The sequence below is a fragment of the Streptococcus sp. CSL10205-OR2 genome, from assembly GCF_025660655.1.
GTDB lineage: Bacteria > Bacillota > Bacilli > Lactobacillales > Streptococcaceae > Streptococcus.
Genome location: NZ_JAOTIN010000010.1, coordinates 23,951 through 41,900, shown reverse-complemented (window position 1 = coordinate 41,900; position 17,950 = coordinate 23,951). Strand labels below are relative to the sequence as shown.

The following is a 17,950-nucleotide window of genomic DNA, read 5'->3' as shown; positions in this document are numbered from 1 at the left end:
AGATTTATGGGTTGGTGGAAAGAAACCATTGCAATTGTTAAAAAAAATGATCCGGCAGCAAGAAACACCTTGGAGATTTTACTAACTTATCCAGGCGTTAAGGCGCTTGCTGCTCATCAGGTGTCACATTTTTTGTGGGAACATGGGTTTAAATTACTTGCAAGAATGCATAGTCAATTTTGGCGCTTTTTAACACAAATTGAGATTCATCCAGGAGCCCAGATTGCTCCTGGTGTCTTCATAGACCATGGCAATGGTCTAGTGATAGGAGAGACTGCCATTGTTGAAACAGGAGTCCTTCTTTATCACGGTGTGACACTTGGTGGTACGGGGAAAGAATGTGGGAAAAGGCATCCTACAGTGAGACGTGGTGCTTTAATATCTGCTCACTCGCAACTGATTGGTCCTATCGAAATCGGTGAATATGCTAAAGTCGGTGCGTCGGCTGTTGTTTTAAAGGATGTCCCAGCAGGTATAACTGTGGTTGGTATTCCAGCAAAACCAACAAAAAGTAAGGGGAAAGAATGATTAAAATTTATGACACGATGACAAGAAGCCTTCAGGAATTTCAGCCGATAGAAGAAAAGACGGTGAGAATGTATGTCTGTGGGCCAACGGTTTATAATTATATTCATATCGGTAATGCTAGAAGCACTGTTGCCTTTGACACCATTCGCCGTTACTTTGAATACCGTGGTTATCAGGTGAATTATATTTCAAACTTTACCGATGTTGATGACAAGATCATTAAGGCTGGGATTGAGTTGGAGATGACTCCAAAAGAAGTGGCAGATACTTTTATTGCGGCTTTTAAAGAAGATACTGGTAAACTCTTTGTCAAACCTGCCACCAATCATCCGCGTGTAATGGACTATATTCCAAATATTATTAATTTTATTACCGTCTTATTGGAGAAAAATTATGCTTATGAGGCTTCTGGAGATGTTTATTTCCGGGTGTCTAAGTTTAAGAATTATGGCAAATTAGCCAATAAAACCTTAGCGGACTTGGAAGTTGGTGCGAGTGGCCGTGTGGATGACGAGATGGCACTTAAAGAAAATCCTCTTGATTTTGCCCTTTGGAAATCAGCTAAAGATGGCGAGATTTCTTGGGATAGTCCATGGGGAGCTGGTCGTCCTGGCTGGCACATTGAGTGTTCTGTTATGTCAACGGAATTGCTAGGTGATACCATTGATATTCATGCTGGTGGTGCAGACCTTGAGTTTCCCCACCACACTAATGAAATCGCTCAGTCTGAAGCTAAAACAGGTCAAACCTTTGCCAATTACTGGATGCACAACGGGTTTGTCAATGTTGACAATGAAAAAATGTCTAAGTCTTTAGGTAATTTTGTCACTGTTCATGACATGTTAAAAACGGTTGATGGTCAAGTGCTTCGTTTCTTTTTGGCAACACAGCACTATCGTAAACCGATCAATTTTACCGAAAAAGCGATTCATGATGCAGACGTTAACCTCAAATACCTTAAAAATGCTTACTCACAATCCTTTAAAGAAATGGTTGATGAGAATCGTTTAAATGATTTTGTTACCCAGTTTACTACAGCCATGGATGATGATTTTAACGCTGCTAATGGGATTACCGTTATCTTTGAGTTGGCTAAATGGATTAATTCAGGCAACTACAATCAAGCTGTTAAGACTGTTTTTTCTGACTTGTTAGCCGTTTTTGGTATTTTCTTTGATGATGAGGAAGAGATTCTTGATGAGGCGATTGAAAAACTCATTGAAGAACGTCAACAAGCTAGAGAGAACCGAGATTTTGCTACAGCTGATCGTATTAGAGATGATTTAGCCAAAAAAGGCATTAAATTATTAGATACCAAAGAGGGTGTGAGGTGGACGCGTGCTTGATGTTAACCTGATTAACGGGATTGCCCTTGCTTTTGAGGGGGATGCGGTTTATTCGATGTATGTGCGTAGACATCTCATCATGACAGGGCAAACCAAGCCCAATCAATTGCACCGGATGGCGACACACTACGTGTCAGCCAAAGCACAGGCCATGCTGATTAATAAAATGATTGAAGAAAAGATGTTGACGGAAAAAGAAGAAGACATCTATCGCCGTGGCCGTAATGCAACGAGTAATACTAAGGCTAAAAACACAGATGTGGTCACTTACCGGATGTCAACTGGCTTTGAAGCGGTGATTGGCTATCTTCATATGACCGAACAAGTTGATCGTCTGGAAGAATTGATTGCCTGGTGCTTTAAAGTTGTCGAAGAATCATAAAAAAGACAAGAAAACTTGTCTTTTTTTGTTATAATGAAGGTATGGAAAATAATGATATAGTTTATGGCGTTCACGCCGTTATTGAAAGTTTACAGGCAAATACAGGCAATAAGCTCTATGTGCAGGATGATTTGCGTGGCAAAAATGTTGATAAAATTAAGGCTCTAGCTACTGAAAAAAAGGTGTCTATTTCTTGGACGTCTAAAAAAGCTTTATCTGAGATGACGCAAGGAGCTGTTCATCAGGGCTTTGTCTTGAGAGTTTCTGCTTATGCTTACTCTGAATTAGAAGATATTTTGGCTAAAGCTAGTCAGGAGGGGAATCCTCTCATCCTTATTTTGGATGGTTTAAATGATCCTCATAATTTTGGTTCTATTTTAAGAACGGCTGATGCTACTCAAGTTTGTGGTGTGATTATCCCTAAACATCGTGCGGTTGGGGTGACACCTGTTGTTGCGAAAACCTCTACAGGTGCGATTGAACACCTCCCGATTGCGCGGGTGACTAATCTTAATCAGACAGTTGATAAGCTAAAAGAAGCAGGTTTCTGGATTTTTGGCACTGATATGGATGGCACGCCATCAACCAAGTGGAACACTTCAGGAAAGCTTGCCTTGATTATCGGCAATGAAGGCAAAGGTATTTCTACCAATCTGAAAAAACAGGTGGATGAGATGATTACCATTCCCATGAGTGGACACGTGCAAAGCCTCAATGCCAGTGTGGCGGCTGCCATTCTCATGTATGAGGTTTATCGTCATCGCTTGTAAACAAACGATGTGTGCTGATAAGGATGGACCAAAAAATAAAAATAATAATCCACTATTAGAGAGTAAGAGGAAGTGCTATGAAACGACTAATTTCGTGTTATGCGAGTGATTTTGAAAAGATGACGAAAGACGACTTCAAACAGGCCATTAAAAGCAGTGAGGGACGCACTATTTTGGGGGAGACTATCGTGACGGCTGCGCCCTTGATTGATGGGGTGACTAATGCCGAGATGATGGCGAGTTTTGGCGCTGATCTGCTTGTGCTCAATGAGTTTGATGTCTTCACCCAATACATCAACGGTTTTTATGACACGCCAAATCCCATTGCTGAACTCAAGCGCTTGACGGGTCGTCCTATTGGGATTAACCTTGAGCCTGTTGATGAGAATGTGACTGTCGTTGATGAGAAAATCAGTCTTCCCAAAGGGCGTTTAGCGACCAAAGAGACCTTTATCAAAGCCCAAGAGTTAGGCGTTGATTTTCTTTTGTTGACTGGCAATCCTTCTACCGGAGTCTCCTTACAGGCGATTAAAGAAGCAATTAGTATAGTTAGAGAGTCCTTTAACGGCTTAATTTTTGCGGGCAAAATGCACGGTGCCGGTGTTGGTGAGACTGTTGTAGATGGTGATGTTTTGTCTGACTTTATCACAGCAGGCGCTGATGGTGTTTTAGTGCCTAGTGTTGGCACTGTTCCCAGTGTGAGGGAGCACGAGTTGGCACCAATCGTTGACCGTATCAAAGCAATGGGTGGTCTTGTCATGAGTACCATTGGTACCAGCCAAGAAAGTGCTGATGAAGCGACCATTCGTGAATTTGCTCTCAGCAACAAGCGCGTGGGTAGTGATATCCACCATATTGGTGATGCCGGTTATGGTCGTATGCCAATCCCAGAAAACATCCTCGCTTTAAGCATTGCGGTACGTGGCAGACGTCATACCTACTTTAGAATGGGACAGTCTGTGAGACGCTAAGACTAAATTGCTGAAATAAAAAAACTAATGATATCAGTTTTAGAGACTAGGTTTAACCTAGTCTTTTTAATGTGATCATTGCAATAAAATGTATACTATATTTGACATAATGATTGTTATATCATATAATGATAATAAGTAAGGGGGTTTAAAATATGACTGGAATGCTAATAATCATTATTTTGTTATGTTTCTTTGGGGCTTATTTGAAATATACCAAAGCCTTTAAACGTCAAATACTTGAACAATACAAGGCCTATAAGTTAAGTTTTTTTACTGTAATGGCCATTTTACTTGCTATTATTGTTCTTTCAACATTTACTGGGTTGAGACTCTCTGTTGAATTACTCTTTCTGCCGTTTTCTCTAGGAGTTATTGTCTATTCCAATTACAGTATTTGGCAAGATGCTTATTTTGATCTTAATGATAAAAACCAAGTTTATTTTTTGATTTCCAATTTGGTGGTTGCTCTTTTAAATTTTTCCTCTTTGTTAAGAGGTGCTTGGGAAATTCCTAAAATTTTAACTTTTCTCTTCTTTTTTAGTCTTGGATTGACAACATTAGTAAAAATCATTAAAGAAAAAAAAGGAAAAAACGAATCGTTAGGTGTTTGAAAGAAAATCTTAGTTTATTAGAAATAAATCGTTGATGAGAAAAGGAAATAAAATGTTGAAAGATAAAAAGATAACAAAAATGGATGAACGACAAGAACAAATTTTGTTTAGAAGTTATCAACTTGGCTTTTGGACTATGGTCTTGACACTTATGGTTTCATTTTGGTTCATTCGCTTAACAGTAGTTGCTCATGCTGGCAAGGATTTGATGTTACTAGCCCTATTAGTTGGGATTACCGTTCAGGTTGTTTATGCGACAATACACGATGCTTCCATTTTTGTTGATAAACGCTTTGGTAAAAATGGCTATCTTGTTGGTGGTTTACTCTTGTTCTTTGGGATAATAACTCTTATCTATACGATTTGGGAGACGGTGCAGGTAAATGGGAAAGTCTTACGCTTTTTGAGTGAGAATGATACTTCTTTAATGATCCTAGGTTTTGCACAAGTAGTTATAGGAAGTAGTATTTTGTATCGCCTGTATTTGAATGATAGAGAGAATAAAGCATGAAGAATTTAAAACTAAAATCAGCACGAGTTGCTAAAGACTTGTCGCAACAAGCCTTGGCTGATCTGGTTGGTGTGTCAAGGCAAACCATTGTTGCTATCGAAAAAGGGGGTTATAATCCCACGATTAAGCTTTGTATTGAGATTTGTAAGGCGCTTGATAAAACCCTTGACGATTTGTTTTGGGAAGAATGAGAGAAATTAAAAATAAAAAGGAAAAGAAGGGCTAAAGTACTTGACTTTACCCCTCTTTTTTTGATATGATTATAAGCGGTATTGTTTACCCCATTTCGTAAGCCCCGGAAAGCTTTTGAAATAACCCGTGGACCGGAACATCCACATTGTAAACATAAACGATTTGTATAGGAGAAATCATGAACAAAACAACATACATGGCTAAGCCAGGTGAAGTTGACCGTAAATGGTACGTTGTTGACGCAACTGATGTGCCTCTTGGACGTCTTTCTGCAGTAGTCGCAAGCGTGCTTCGCGGTAAAAACAAACCAACATTTACACCACATACTGATACAGGTGACTTTGTTATCGTTATCAACGCTGAAAAAGTGAAATTAACTGGTAAAAAAGCAACTGATAAAATTTACTACACTCACTCAATGTATCCAGGTGGATTGAAACAAATCTCTGCTGGTGAATTGCGTTCTAAAAATGCTGTTCGCTTGATTGAGAAATCTGTCAAAGGTATGCTTCCGCACAACACTCTTGGACGTGCGCAAGGGATGAAATTGAAAGTATTTGTAGGAGCTGAGCACACACATGCTGCACAACAACCTGAAGTACTTGATATCTCAGGACTTATCTAAGAGAAAGGAGCATTAAATAATGGCACAAGCACAATATGCAGGTACAGGACGCCGTAAAAACGCTGTTGCACGCGTTCGTTTGGTTCCAGGTACTGGAAAAATTACTGTTAATAAAAAAGATGTTGAAGAATACATCCCACATGCTGACCTTCGTTTAATCATCAACCAACCATTTGCAGTGACATCAACTGCTGATTCATACGACGTTTTCGTTAACGTTGTTGGTGGTGGTTATGCTGGACAATCAGGAGCGATCCGTCATGGTATCGCGCGTGCATTGTTACAAGTAGATCCAGATTTCCGCGATTCATTGAAACGCGCAGGTCTTCTTACTCGTGACGCACGTATGGTTGAACGTAAGAAACCAGGTCTTAAAAAAGCACGTAAAGCATCACAATTTAGTAAACGTTAATATCAGCGATATTACTATCTACAGGCACTTTGCAAGATTTTGCAAGGTGCTTTTTTGTTAATAAAAACTCATCCGTTAGATGACAATAGAAGGAGAAAAAATGAAACAAAACAGTTATTTTGATGGAGGGATAGTCGATTATATCCTCTACGGTATTTTAGCATGGTTGATAACAGCTCTAACAGCTGGTATTGGAACACCATGGGCAATTGTTATACTACTAAAATGGAAAGTCAGCCATACGGTTATTGAAGGCAGACGCCTTTATTTTAGTGGTACAGCTATCGATTTATTTGTCCAATGGTTAAAATGGTTTGTACTCATCATTATTACCTTTGGAATTTACTCTTTTTGGGTTGCGATTAAAATTGAACAATGGAAAGTGGCGCACACGCATTTTGTTGACGAACAAGAATTGTTATAAACTACTAGCTGAGCACAATAGCATCAGCAACTGAATATTAGAAAGCATTTTATGATAGAAGAATTAAAAAATTTACCGGCCTTTGTGGAAAAACTCCCTCTTATTATTGAACAACTTGGGCAAATTCCTGATCAAATAAGAGATATTATCTTAGAATTTGAAGAATTTGCAGCATTACTCTATACGGGGCTCATCATAGTCTTACTTTACATCCTTTTAAGCCTCCTATTTTTAAATATCTTGACTCTTATTGGTGCTTGGCGCACTTTTGAAAAAGCAAACGAACCTGGGTGGAAAGTTTTAATCCCAATTTATAACCTCTACATCCTCAGTAAGATTATCTACGGCAATGGTTGGCAATTTGTTCTTCTACTGATTCCCGTGATTAATATTTATTACAGCATAAGATTTAGCTTAGATATGGCAAAGAGCTATGGCAAAAGTACAGCCTTTGGTATCGGTATCTTCTTGTTGTCTCCACTTTTTATCTCGATTATCGGTTATGGTGCATCGGAATATCAAGGCGTCCAACGAGAGATGCTATTGATAAGAAAATAGAAACTCGGTTGGTATTGAAAACCAAGAAAAAACACTTCTCTTGTCTAGTGAAATAGATAGGAGAGGTGTTTTTTGATGTGGAAAATAAGGCAGGCAAAAATAAAACGGATAACTTCGACTATCCGTTTTCATATAGTTTTCGTTTCAAGCATTATATTTTTTATCCATTACTCTATGTTATAATAAAAATATGATAAGAGATGTCGTGGATAGAAAGAGTAGAATGAGAGAAAATATTTGTGACTCGTGGCTACGATAGAAATATTGAAAGTTTTAATAAAACCCATCTAATTATAGAGAAATTATATTTAGAAAGTAAACAATGATGACATTACAAAGAACAATCGAAGATATTACCTCCTTTATGTTTTTAGAAGATAGTAATCAAATTTGCAATTTGATAATTATTCCAGGAACATCACAAACACAACCAATTGATATTGCAAAAAAAATAATAGATTCTGGTAAAGCTAGTAAGTTATTAATTACTGGGGGTAATAATCCTAAATTACATGATGTAACAGAAGCAGAGTTTTTAAAAAATTACGCAATCAATATAGGTGTTTCAAATAAAGATATTATTATTGAGACAAAAGCAAAAAATACACTAGAAAATGTAATATTTTCGTCGCATATCGTTAAAAAGTTTGGATTAAAAAGTAAAAATGTTTTATTAATATCAAAGAATTATCATGCTAGGAGAATTTTAACAACTTTCGAAGAATACTTTCAGATGGATGTTAATTTTTTTGTAATCAGCTATATAGATGAATTAGGAATTACAAAGGATAATTGGTATGTTGACTCTGCTAGAAAAGAAAAAATATTTTCTGAGATTTATAAAATTGGAAAATATCACTTTAAAAACAAAAATGAATATGAAAAGAAAGCTGAATATAAACCAAATTAGTCGGGTTACTATTAGTAATAAAAATATAAAAGAATATAAAATAATCCTTTATTAAAATATAATCTCTAACTTTTGGAGGTCAGTACAAGCTCCAGCTAATCTTTTTCTTTCTATTGTTCCGATAAATCAGAAGTTTTATTCCAATAAATCACCTATTGTTCCGTACTGTGGTATAATGGAGTAGAAAGTGAGGATTTCTATATGGCATACATGACTGTCAGACAAGCTGCCGAACTTTGGGGAATTTCAGATAGACGTATCCGTACCTTGTGCAAGGAGGGAAAAATTCCTGGAGTCATTCGAGAGGGACGTGCTTGGAAAATTCCTGTTGATAGCAAAAAACCTGCAGATGGCCGTTATAAAAAGGCAGAAAGCCTTCTTCCCTTGATTGAGGAAAAAATGGTTAAACTGGCCACTTTGAGACCCTTAACAAGGGGAGAATTAGAACGCTTAAATGAAGAATTTACCGTTGAATACACTTATAACTCTAACGCCATTGAAGGTAACACACTGACTCTTCGTGAAACAGATATGGTTTTGAGAGGGCTAACCATTGATCAAAAATCTCTAAAAGATCATATGGAAGCCATTGGTCACCGAGAGGCTTTCCAATATGTTCAAGCTCTAGTATCAGAAAATCAATCACTAACAGAGCAAGTTATTAAAGATATCCATCACCTGGTTTTATCTGATAAAAAAGAGGATAGAGGTATCTATCGGAAAGTTCCTGTTCGTATTATGGGGGCTGCTAATGTACCTGTTCAACCCTTTTTGATTCGTCCTAAAATGGAACAGCTATTAGAATCTTATCTTGCGAGTCAAGAAAATATGATGACTAAAATGGCACGTCTTCATATTGAATTTGAAAGCATTCATCCATTTATTGATGGCAACGGTCGAACAGGTCGTTTACTGGTCAACTTAGAATTGATGAAAGCAGGCTATCCACCAATTGATATTAAATTTACGGATCGCTTAGCTTATTATCAAGCCTTTGATGATTACCATTCAAAAGGTAGTCTCTCTGAAATGGAAAATTTGTTCGCTAAATATGTTAATGAGCGATTGGATATGTACTTGTCGATTTTAGGTGATGAATAAGAACTTATTGAAAATGTAATAGGTAACTAATTATTGATTTTTTCCTTAGATTATCAACAGAAAAAAACAGGTTCAATAATGATCCTGTTTTTTTGTTTAACATAAAATGTACTTTTATTTTTAAGTCGTTTAGTTGCTTTAAAAACAATCAGATTTTCTCCTATTTTTTCAGTATAGAACACTTTATAAGATTGTCTAGTTAAGTATAACCTATTCAACATTGATTTTGATAATATCTTCAGCGGTTAGATATCTCATTTATCTACCAATTCTTTCAACAGTTCATCGTATTGGTTCATAGCTTTTTTTAGTTCTTTATCAAAACCAAATTTTGGTTTAGCTTTGCGAATGATAACCGTATTTCCAGATGTCTCGAATTCGATTTCTTCTCCAATTTCTACTCCAAGGATCTTTCTAATTTTATTTGGGATAGTAATGACGGTACTGTTCCCAGTTTTACGCAAAACAACATTCATGGTAGTTACCTCCTTTTGTAAATACATTATAAAATGAATATACAAAAAATAAAGTGAATACGTGATTACTTAACTGCATAAGCTCTAAAAAAATTTTTTGGGAATCATTTTAAGAATTATATCCAAACATCACGATAACTAGTGTGGCATATAACATCAACGCTAATACAACTAGATAGATTACTAATAAAATAATCTTTAAAGGTTTGCTTAAATTAAGTTTTGAATGATTCTTGATGACAGCAACTCCAAATGTGAGATAAAGGACTAAAAAAATAATAGAGATAAATCGAATCATTACATTAAGCTCCTTTTCGTAATATATAAAGACGTGAGACACCTTTTCGGCAATATTCTAACATAGAAAGCAGTCGTCCTCAATCAATGTGATGAATTGTTGCCAGAATTGCCATCAATTCTACCAAAACTTTCACTGATTGATAATAGATGGCTATCAAAATCAAAAAAACTACTAGGAGTTGGCTCCTAGTAGAATATATGATGTGATTTCTTTTCTATTACAAGTTATTATAGCTTTTTGCAATTTGTGCACCGACTTTAGCATTATTGTAGACTAATTGGATATTTGCTTTTAGGCTCTTGCCGTCTGTTAATTCAACAATCTTACTTAACAAGAATGGTGTGATATCTTTACCAACAATCCCTTTTGCTTCGGCTTCTGCAACAGCATTCTCAATAATGCTGTCAATATAGTCAGCATCTAATTCATGTTCTTTTGGAATAGGATTGGCGACTAGTACGCCTCCTTTAAGACCGAGGTCATCACTCGTCTTAACCATAGCAGCAATCGTCTCTACTGAGTCGGCTGATGTATTGAGTTTATATGGGCTTGTTCCAGTAAAGAAGGCTGGAAGGACATCTGTCTTATAGCCGACTACTGGGACACCTTTGGTTTCTAAATATTCTAATGTTCTTGGCAGGTCAAGGATGGATTTGGCACCCGCACAAATAACAGTCACTGACGTTTGTGCTAATTCTTCCAAGTCAGCAGACACATCCATCGTTTCTTCATAGCCACGATGCACGCCACCAATACCGCCTGTGACAAAGAATTTAATCCCGGCAAAGGCTGCACCAATCATCGTTGTTGCAACAGTCGTTGCCCCAATACGTTTGGTAGCGATGATTTCAGCTAAGTCACGACGTGACACCTTGGCGACATTTTTTTCTGTCGCTAAGCGTTCTAAATCGGCTTCTGATAAGCCAATCTTGTACTTACCATCCATAATGGCGATGGTTGCAGGAACAGCTCCGTTGTCTCGAATAATTTGTTCGACCGTTTTAGCCATTTCTACGTTTTGCGGATAAGGCATACCGTGAGAAATGATGGTTGACTCCAAGGCAACGATGGGTTTTCCAGCTGCTTTTGCGGCTTCAACCTCTGGTGAAAATTCTAAGTAGGCATTAAGATTCATGGGTAAAAAGTTCCTTTCTTTCTTGTAAAAACGATTGACGCGATAAATTTTTTCTAACCGTGTCTTGTGATTGAATGGTGTGGTAGGCATTGGTCAGACCAAATTCAAGGGTTTCTTGAGAACTAAACTCATTGAGCCAACCAAACAGAATACCTGCTGATAGGGAGTCGCCTGCACCTGTAGCATCTACCATTTGTTGGACTATTTTAGGGGTCATGACTTGTCGCTTCCCATCCTGATTAGCATAGAGCATTGATTTGGCTCCTCTTGTGATCAAAACTTGCTTGAGACCCGTTTGTAACCAAAGCTTTGCCAGGTCTTCTAAATCTTCACTAGACCCCAAGGGTTTATCAAAAAAGAGTTCGCTCTCATCTTGATTGACAATCAACCATTCAACACCGGTTAAATCTTTGGGAAGATTGGCCATCTTGGGTGCTGAAACGGGGATGATGGCTAGGGCCAAGTCTCTTTCTCTTGCTAACTTGATGAGATAGGCGAGACTCTCCTGAGGGAGATTGAGGTCAACCACCAAGGCCTTACTTCTAGACAAGAGGTTTTCGTATTGCTCTAACCATGACACAGTCATACCGTCGCAGATAGCCATGTTGGCTAAAGCCATACTCATGTCTCCATCGGTATCGATGATAGCTGTGTAGGAGCTTGTCGCCTCTTCTGGGCAGACATCAACCTGACGTAGATTCATGTAGGACTCTGAAGCAGATTTGATTAAGTCCCAATCTTGATCGTCCCCTGCTCTAGAAAGCATGACGACATTTTCCCCCAAACGCCCTAGGTTTTCAGCGATATTTCGACCAACACCTCCGATGGAAACCGAACTGCTGACGGGATTTGACGTCTTCAAAATCAACTTTTGCTTGGCGTAAAATTTGCGGTCGACATTCATACCGCCAATACAGACAACAGGCACCTCATCATTGATAATGTATGCTCTACCCAAGAGATAATTGCGCCTAATCAAGTCCGAAATCATGTTGGCAACAGCTGAACGTGATAATCCTATTTGCTCGGCAATCTCCTGCTGAGCGTAAAAAGGATGTTGACGGATGAGCTCTAGTACTGCTTGTTCTTTCTCATTAAGAATAAGTATCACCTCCTGTAAACAAATGTTTAAAAATGACTTTTGTCTAATATAAACTCATTGTAACCCTTTTCAAAAGAAAAAGCAAGGAAAAACTTATTGTTTAAAGGTGGGAAAAACGACTCCTTGAACATATAATACAGGAACTTCCTCGTTTCGCTATTCTTCTTGATTATCGGTTATGGGGCGTTGAGAAATCAAGGTACCCAGTGAGAGATATTTTTTTGGTGTGTTGGAAAATAAAAAGTAGACAAAATAAGTTGTTTTGTTAAGTTTTTGTTGAAAAAATGTTGTTATTTATATAAAAATGTAGTAAAAGTGTTATAATATTAAGTAAAATGGTAACAATCTAGTTAAAATAATACAGTAAGAAGAATTTTCATACTATGTTTTTTAATAGTTCTTTCAGATACTTTTTCGAAAGAATAATAGACATGATAATAAAATGGTATAATAATAGGTAGAATAACTATTTTCAAGGAGTATGCTTTGAAAGAAAATTTAATTAAATCAAAACATAGAGTACAAAAGCACGGAGAGGTTTTTACACCCTCGTGGATGGTCCAAAAAATGTTGGATACTCCTGGTGTAAAAGAAGCTTGTGAAGATATATCGGCTACTTTCCTTGAACCAGCAGCGGGGGATGGTAATTTTTTACAGGCTATTTTAGAACGCAAGCTAAAGGCAATGGTGAAAAAATATGATAAGCGAAATTGGAAAACAAAATCTTTAATAGCTTTATCGTCTATATATGGTATTGAATTTTTGGAAGATAATTTAGAAGTGGCAAGATCACGAATGTTTGTATACTATTTAGATTGGTATGAAGAGGCATTTGGTGTTAAATTAAGTAGTAGGACGGATCTTTATAAATCAGCACATTATCTTATCTATAAAAATATTGTCAGAGGGGACACTCTAACACAAAGACATCCAGATACCGGTGATTTGATATGGTTTAATGAATGGCAGATAGTAAAAGGACACCCAAGTACAGTTAAGAAAATTCCTTTTGCATTGACTGAGTTGTTAGGTAATGAAGTGGATGGAGAAAACAATATTGCCGAAGGTCAATTAAGCTTCTTTGATATTGATGATGGATTTACAATTAATAACCAAATTGTCAACAATGAACAAAGAATAGAAGAGATAAATATTCAGAAAGTATACTTATTGGGAGATTAAGATATGATTTCAAATTTTGAGTTTTTGTCAATAGATATGGATACAGCAGAACTGTTCAGAACCATTAATATGGCTGAAGAAAACTATACTCATGGTGATTATGAAGGAACTTTGACTAAAGTTAGGAAAGTTTCTGAAAACACAGCTAAATTGATTGCTGATAGGGAGTATCTTGAAATACCAGAACGCTCTAGTTTTAATGATGTTTTAAGAGAAATTAGATATTTAATTAGTAACAAGACGATTGTTGATTATTTTTATGAAATCAAGGGTAAAGGGAATAGTTCGGCACATGTTCTTAATCCACAAGATGCAACAAAAGAGAATGCTTTAAAATCTCTCAAGCAGGTTTTTGATATCTTGGCTTGGGTTATGTTAACTTATATTAATCCTGATATAAAAGAAAGTGCTATTGGTCAATTTTTAGAACCTAGAGCCCGAGAAATGTATAATACGGCTGAGCGAAAATTTATCTATATTCAAACAGTTAACAATGAAAATGGTCTTTTTAATGCTTTTGAAGGGACACAGAAGATTGGTGAGGGTACAGTATCTTCAGATGACATTGAAGCTGATTGGACACCTAACAGTGAATTTTTACGCCAAACTGCCCCAAAACGAATCAATCAATATATGAAAACATCTGGTCTTCCTTATACTCTTGGTTGGGTGGAGCTTGCTTATAGGAAATCAACTAAAACATGGTTCCACGATTATGATGTTCATAATGTTTTGAAACGCTCTGGAATCAAAAAAGCTGAACATCTCGAGGGGACAGAATGGTTTAAGACAGATCTAGAAACAGCTAAATCTGCTATAAAAGCTGTTAAAGAAGGAAAAAATTATTTGAATGTCCCTCTTGAAGAAGCGACTGTTGCTGAACAATTTATTGAGTTACGTCCAGAGCAAGAAGCAGCAGTTAAGCAAACGCAAAAAGTTTTTAAGAAAAAAAAGAGAATGCTTTGGAACGCCAAAATGCGATTTGGGAAAACATTGACTTCTTTGCAGCTTGTTAAAAATGAACAATTCCAAAAAGTACTTATCTTGACACATAGACCAGTAGTGGCAGATTCGTGGTTTGAAGATTTTCGCAAGATGAAAATGCATGAATCATATTATGAATTTGGTTCAATAGATAAAGGTGCAAGTATAGATGAATTGAAAAATCAAAACAAACCATTTGTCTATTTTGCCTCGATTCAACTCTTAAGATATAATAATGCCCAAACCAATTTAAAAGATTTTGCCAATGTTGATTGGGATTTGATTATTATTGACGAAGCTCACGAAGGGACTCAGACAGAACTCAGTGACACGGTTATGAAAGAATTGATCAAGGAGCATACTAAAGTTCTTGAACTGTCGGGAACACCATTTAATCTTCTTGATAAATTTGATGAAGAGCAAGTCTATACATGGGACTATGTCATGGAACAGACAGCCAAGAAAAAATGGGAATTAGAAAATCCTGACAAACCAAATCCTTATGAAACATTACCAAAAGTGTCTATGTACACTTTTGAAATGAAAAATAAAAATCGCTTCTCTGATGAGTCTAAGTCATTTAATTTTAGAGAATTTTTCAGAGTTGATAAAGAAGGAAAACTTGTTTACAAATCGGAAGTTAAAGGATTTCTAGATAATATTACTAATCCTGATAGTTCAACAAATTACCCTTTTTCAACAAAAGCTTATCGAAAAGAGTTGCGTCATACGCTATGGCTCATGCCAGGTGTAAAAGAAGCGAATGCTTTTGAAGAATTATTAAAAGAACATCCTATCTTTGGTAAAGAGTATAAAATTGTTAATGTTGTGAGGGGTAATTCTACAGATGATGGTATTGCTAATGATGATGACTTAGAAAAAGTACGATCAGCTATTACAGATGATCCTTCTCGTACTAAGACGATTACTTTAACTGTGCGTAAATTGACAACAGGTGTCAACATTCCTGAATGGACTGCTGTTATATTTTTATCAAATACAAATAGTGCCATGAATTATCTCCAGGCTGCTTTTAGGGCACAGACACCTTTTTCTCATGAAAAATTGGGAATGAAGAAAAACTGTTATATTTTTGATTTTGCTCCAGACAGAGCATTAACGGTTATGGCTGAAAGTGCTCAAATTAATTCTGGTGTTGGTAAAATAAATACACAGACACAAAAACAAGCCATGGCTCGTCTTTTAAATTTTATGCCAATTCTTGAATATTCTGGTAATGGGATGAAAACCTATGATGTCGATCGTATGTTGACTCAACTTAAGAAAGTCTATGCTGAAAAAGCAGTACGTTCAGGCTTTGACGATGATAGCTTATATAATGACAAATTATTATCCCTTAGTTCAGATGATGTGGAAATGTTTAATAAAATTAGAGGAATTGTTGGTTCAAATAGTAAACAAAATATTAGTAAAGTCGTGATTTCTAATAATGGTTTAACAGATGAAGAATATGATAGGGGAGAGAAGGCTCGAAAGAAAAAAAAGAAAGAGAGGACGGAAGAAGAAAAAGAAATTTTAGAAAAAATTAAAGAGGCTAAGAAGAAACAAAAGGTACTGATTTCAATTCTTAGAGGTGTATCAATTCGTATTCCTATGATGATTTATGGAATGAAAGTAGATTTAACAAAAGATATATCTATCAATGACTTTATTGCTCAAGTTGATGAAGAATCATGGAGAGAATTTATGCCTAATGGTTTTACTAAGGGAATGTTTAGTGAAATTATTCAATACTATGATCCTGAGATATTTATTGAAGCAGGCCATATAATAAGAAGAAGAGCTAAATCATACGATAAATTGGATTTTATTGAAAGAGCTGAAAAAATTGCCGAATTATTTAGTACTTTTAAAAACCCAGACAAAGAAACTGTTTTAACACCTTGGCGAGTTGTTAACATGCATCTTTCAGAAACTCTTGGCGGGCTGAGTTTTTATAATGATACCTTTGAGCACACAACATCAGAAGGAAAGCCAAAATTAAACTGGATACAAAAAGAGTTAACAGATAAAGTGTATTCTAAAAACACAAAGATTTTGGATATAAATTCAAAGACAGGCTTATACCCTTTATTTATTGCTTCAAGTATATATTTTAATTATATTAAACAGAATGATGATAGCCATTTTGAGGCGGATAAAATATATAGTGACATAATTAAAAATAACGTTTTTGCTATAGCAAAGACTCCTATGGCAAAGACTATCACAGAACGAACTTTGATTGGATTTCGTGATGTTGAAACAAATGTGAAGTATATCAATGATTTTTCAGATATTATAAAACATAACATTAATAGTGGTAAAGAAAAAATAGATAAGGAATTTAAAAAATTGAAATTTGATATAGTCATTGGAAACCCTCCATACCAAGAAAATGATAATGGGAAAAGGATAGATGGTACGGTTAGTGCATCAGCTAGTCCTCTATACCATCACTTTTTCAATATTTCTAAAACGGTTTCCAATCAAATTGTTGAACTAATTTTTCCAGCTAGATGGTTAACTGGAGCTGGAAAAGGTTTATCAGATTTTAGTAGAGATATGATAAGTGATACTCATATTCGGACATTAACAATATATAAGGATTCAAGTCAAGTTTTTCCTAATAACGATATTAAAGGTGGAATATTGTATTTAACCTATGATAAAGAATATCAAGGTAAAGCTAATATTACAGTGTATGATATTGATGGAGAAAAAATTGAATTTCAAGATTATTTAGATTCAGTTGGATTGGGTATATTTATTCCTTATAAAGAGTTGGTTTCCATTTATAAGAAGGTGTCTAAAAAAGTAAACTTAGATTTTCAAAATGTTCAAAGTATAACATCAGTGCGTAAGCCATTTGGACTTTCAACTGATTTCTTTAAAAATCATTCAAAATATAGTTCGCAATCTATATATGATAATAGAAAAACAAAAGAAGATTTTGAAATTATTGGATTGAATAAATTGAAAAGAGTAAGCAAATTTGTTTCCTCTGATTATCCTATTAAATCTGGGCATGATTTAATAGATAAATGGAAAATTTTTGTTCCATATGCTTATGGTTCAGGTGAGTTTGGTGAGATTGGGCCAAGTATAATTGTTGCAGGACCAAAGCAAGTTTGCACAGAAACTTTTTTAGTGATTGGTCCTTTTGATACTCGAGAGGAAGCTGAGTTAATGAAAAAGTATTTTAAAACAAAATTTTTCAGAGCTATGATAGGAATATTAAAAACTACACAGCATAGTACAACAACTTATCGCTTTATTCCTTTAGAATTATTTAAAAAAGATATGACATCAATAGATTGGAGTAAGCCTATAGAACATATTGATAATCAATTATATGAAAAATATGAGTTAACAAAAACTGAAATAGAATTTATAACTAAAAAAGTAAAGGAAATGAAATAAAAT

General features: G+C 35.8%; 19 protein-coding genes. 16 read left to right on the top strand and 3 right to left on the bottom strand.

From position 1 onward, the window contains the following. Positions 1-6: 6 nt before the first annotated feature. The 14 genes from cysE to N7659_RS05815 all read left to right on the top strand — a co-directional run bounded on the left by cysE (position 7) and on the right by N7659_RS05815 (position 9,344). Entirely contained in the window at positions 7-528 is a 522-nt protein-coding gene (cysE, locus tag N7659_RS05880; protein ID WP_317629567.1) for a serine O-acetyltransferase, read from the top strand. Then, positions 525-1,874 carry a cysteine--tRNA ligase gene (gene cysS / locus N7659_RS05875; protein ID WP_263276274.1) on the top strand — a complete coding sequence of 450 codons (1,350 nt, stop codon included), beginning with the start codon at positions 525-527 and terminating at the stop codon, positions 1,872-1,874. Before cysE ends, cysS begins: the two co-directional genes overlap by 4 nt. After that, a complete protein-coding gene (locus N7659_RS05870; protein WP_263276273.1) occupies positions 1,867-2,256 on the top strand; it encodes a Mini-ribonuclease 3 in 390 nt (129 codons plus the stop codon). Before cysS ends, N7659_RS05870 begins: the two co-directional genes overlap by 8 nt. A 41-nt stretch (positions 2,257-2,297) precedes the next feature. Then, on the top strand, positions 2,298-3,026 hold the full coding sequence (gene rlmB / locus N7659_RS05865; protein ID WP_263276272.1) for a 23S rRNA (guanosine(2251)-2'-O)-methyltransferase RlmB: 729 nt from the start codon (positions 2,298-2,300) through the stop codon (positions 3,024-3,026). A gap of 77 nt (positions 3,027-3,103) precedes the next feature. Then, a complete protein-coding gene (locus tag N7659_RS05860; RefSeq protein ID WP_263276271.1) occupies positions 3,104-3,997 on the top strand; it encodes a haloacid dehalogenase-like hydrolase in 894 nt (297 codons plus the stop codon). Between the two features lie 155 nt (positions 3,998-4,152). Then, the gene (locus N7659_RS05855; RefSeq protein WP_263276270.1) at positions 4,153-4,611 is read left to right on the top strand and encodes a hypothetical protein; all 459 of its coding nucleotides are present in this window, start codon (positions 4,153-4,155) and stop codon (positions 4,609-4,611) included. A 34-nt stretch (positions 4,612-4,645) separates the two neighbouring features. Continuing rightward, positions 4,646-5,122 carry a hypothetical protein gene (locus N7659_RS05850; protein WP_263276269.1) on the top strand — a complete coding sequence of 159 codons (477 nt, stop codon included), beginning with the start codon at positions 4,646-4,648 and terminating at the stop codon, positions 5,120-5,122. Next, positions 5,119-5,313, top strand: a complete 195-nt coding sequence (locus N7659_RS05845; protein ID WP_199568161.1) for a helix-turn-helix transcriptional regulator — start codon at positions 5,119-5,121, stop codon at positions 5,311-5,313. The genes N7659_RS05850 and N7659_RS05845 overlap by 4 nt, the downstream gene beginning before the upstream one ends. 179 nt (positions 5,314-5,492) lie before the next feature. Then, complete coding sequence (gene rplM, locus N7659_RS05840) at positions 5,493-5,939, top strand: 50S ribosomal protein L13 (RefSeq protein ID WP_018370165.1); 447 nt, start codon at positions 5,493-5,495, stop codon at positions 5,937-5,939. Positions 5,940-5,958: 19 nt separating this feature from the next. Further along, entirely contained in the window at positions 5,959-6,351 is a 393-nt protein-coding gene (rpsI, locus tag N7659_RS05835; protein WP_263276268.1) for a 30S ribosomal protein S9, read from the top strand. Between the two features lie 100 nt (positions 6,352-6,451). Further along, positions 6,452-6,775 carry a YjgN family protein gene (locus N7659_RS05830; RefSeq protein WP_263276267.1) on the top strand — a complete coding sequence of 108 codons (324 nt, stop codon included), beginning with the start codon at positions 6,452-6,454 and terminating at the stop codon, positions 6,773-6,775. A 51-nt stretch (positions 6,776-6,826) separates the two neighbouring features. After that, complete coding sequence (locus N7659_RS05825) at positions 6,827-7,333, top strand: DUF5684 domain-containing protein (protein ID WP_263276266.1); 507 nt, start codon at positions 6,827-6,829, stop codon at positions 7,331-7,333. Positions 7,334-7,655: 322 nt separating this feature from the next. After that, the gene (locus N7659_RS05820; protein WP_263276265.1) at positions 7,656-8,243 is read left to right on the top strand and encodes a YdcF family protein; all 588 of its coding nucleotides are present in this window, start codon (positions 7,656-7,658) and stop codon (positions 8,241-8,243) included. 201 nt (positions 8,244-8,444) lie between these two features. Then, positions 8,445-9,344 carry a Fic family protein gene (locus tag N7659_RS05815; protein WP_263276264.1) on the top strand — a complete coding sequence of 300 codons (900 nt, stop codon included), beginning with the start codon at positions 8,445-8,447 and terminating at the stop codon, positions 9,342-9,344. Between the two features lie 254 nt (positions 9,345-9,598). Here the strand turns inward: N7659_RS05815 and N7659_RS05810 are convergent, their stop codons facing one another. The 3 genes from N7659_RS05810 to N7659_RS05800 all read right to left on the bottom strand — a co-directional run bounded on the left by N7659_RS05810 (position 9,599) and on the right by N7659_RS05800 (position 12,367). Next, on the bottom strand, positions 9,599-9,820 hold the full coding sequence (locus tag N7659_RS05810) for an AbrB/MazE/SpoVT family DNA-binding domain-containing protein (RefSeq protein ID WP_263276263.1): 222 nt from the start codon (positions 9,818-9,820) through the stop codon (positions 9,599-9,601). A 518-nt stretch (positions 9,821-10,338) separates the two neighbouring features. Continuing rightward, entirely contained in the window at positions 10,339-11,256 is a 918-nt protein-coding gene (locus tag N7659_RS05805) for a pseudouridine-5'-phosphate glycosidase (protein ID WP_263276262.1), read from the bottom strand. Further along, positions 11,246-12,367 carry a carbohydrate kinase gene (locus tag N7659_RS05800; RefSeq protein WP_263276261.1) on the bottom strand — a complete coding sequence of 374 codons (1,122 nt, stop codon included), beginning with the start codon at positions 12,365-12,367 and terminating at the stop codon, positions 11,246-11,248. Before N7659_RS05800 ends, N7659_RS05805 begins: the two co-directional genes overlap by 11 nt. Positions 12,368-12,844: 477 nt before the next feature. Between N7659_RS05800 and N7659_RS05795 the strand changes: the two genes are divergently transcribed. Together N7659_RS05795 and N7659_RS05790 are read left to right on the top strand one after the other, a co-directional pair. Next, positions 12,845-13,540, top strand: coding sequence for a methylase (locus N7659_RS05795; protein WP_263276260.1), 696 nt, complete (start codon positions 12,845-12,847; stop codon positions 13,538-13,540). 3 nt (positions 13,541-13,543) lie between these two features. Then, positions 13,544-17,947 (top strand): Eco57I restriction-modification methylase domain-containing protein, encoded by a 4,404-nt coding sequence (locus tag N7659_RS05790; protein ID WP_263276259.1) that lies wholly within the window; start codon positions 13,544-13,546, stop codon positions 17,945-17,947. Positions 17,948-17,950: the final 3 nt, after the last annotated feature.